Origin of the sequence: Streptococcus sobrinus DSM 20742 = ATCC 33478 (assembly GCF_000686605.1) — a bacterium.
GTDB lineage: Bacteria > Bacillota > Bacilli > Lactobacillales > Streptococcaceae > Streptococcus > Streptococcus sobrinus.
In genome coordinates, this window is the sequence record NZ_JMLC01000051.1 from 1 (window position 1) to 1,606 (window position 1,606).

The following is a 1,606-nucleotide window of genomic DNA, read 5'->3' on the forward strand; positions in this document are numbered from 1 at the left end:
AGTCCTTCTAATTGTTGTTGTGGTGATTACAATTATATCTCTCTGAGGTGTTTTTTTATACCCTTGTGCTGGCTAACTTCATTTTAGAACTTTCATACGATAATAGGAAAGACAAATCGTTTGTAATTGTTGCATGCTATATTGTAAGTAATGACGTTTAGCGTTATAATTTAAGTGGCTCATTTGGACGAGTCCTGTTCGTTTGAACACTTACAGCATAGCATAGTCCAAATGAACTTTTTTGTGAACTAAAAAATTAACTAGCACCACGGGTATAATATTATGATATTGTTACATTTCAAAGTAAGTTTCGTTTTGGTCCAAAATCTGGAAGTTAGTCTGAAACGTCTTCTGATAACTTGACACAAGAGGTCTGCTATTAACGGTAAGATCGCTTACGAAATCTTTACCTTCACTTACGAGGAAGATACCGCAAGCCTACTTGGAATTAGGGCAATTCAGGCTCAAGAAATTGTTCAATCTCCTAAACTGCTCAGGGATAAAGTTTAAGAAAAAGCACTAAAAGTCTTATACTAACTTCCACTTTTACGGAACTTACTTTGGGAATTTAGCTTATTATGATATAATTTGAGTAGAATTTTACCTTTACAGAAGGAGCATAACATGGAATTTACATCTCTTTGGCAAAAATTTGCAAGAATATCAGAGGTTGAAGCAATTGCTCTTGGTGGTTCGCGAGCAACTGGTAATTATGATGAAACATCTGACTATGATCTTTACATTTACTGCTCATCAATTCCTGATGAAGCCACACGATTAACCATATTAAAAAGATTCTGCTCACACATAGAAATAGGGAATCATTTTTGGGAACTTGAAGACGATTGCACTTTAATGTCTGGTCAAGATATTGATATCCTCTATAGAGATATTAACCAAATAAAAGATGAGCTGGTAGATGTTGTTGAAAGGTGTATAATCCAAAACGCATATACCACCTGTTTATGGCACAATGTTCTGCACTCAAAGATTCTTTATGATTCTGGCGATAAGCTAAAGTATATTGTTAACAGATTTGATATTAACTATCCACAAAAACTTAAACAGACTATTCTTAGCCATCATATGAACTTATTAACTGGTCATCTTCCATCCTATGATAAGCAAATTATCAAAGCAACTATGCGTAAAGATGCTGTTAGCTTTAATCATAGAGTTACAGCATTTTTAGAAACTTACTTTGACTTAATTTTTGCGCTTAACATGCTAACCCATCCAGGCGAAAAACGAATGATAGCCTATGCAGAACAAAATGCACAGTATTTACCGAACCATTTTCAAAAGAATATAGAAAGATTAATTTATGGGGCAACTTGCCAGCCTTACGAAATTCAGAATATATTAAATGATATACTCAATGAATTAACACTATTGCTACATAATAATTGACTCTACTGATCTGTCTCTCGAAGGTGAAACAGAAAGTTAAGAAAAGTGATTAATGATATCGCTTTTTAAACTCTAAGTAAGACTGATAATTCAAAGCGGGTGATACTGTCAATAATTATGTGTAAACACTCAAGTAGAGTTACGGAGTGTTAATCAAATAAGCTTTCAAGTGTGTCAGAACATTGGCCAAACCCTT

Annotated in this window: 1 protein-coding gene and 1 pseudogene; both read left to right on the forward strand. The window is 33.9% G+C overall.

What is annotated here, in order from left to right; genetic code table 11:
• Positions 1-366: 366 nt before the first annotated feature.
• Positions 367-510 (forward strand): annotated as a pseudogene (locus tag BS63_RS1000000112355) (IS30 family transposase); the annotation flags it as partial.
• A gap of 114 nt (positions 511-624) precedes the next feature.
• Positions 625-1,410, forward strand: coding sequence for a nucleotidyltransferase domain-containing protein (locus BS63_RS0110250; RefSeq protein WP_002961516.1), 786 nt, complete (start codon positions 625-627; stop codon positions 1,408-1,410).
• Positions 1,411-1,606 lie beyond the last annotated feature (196 nt).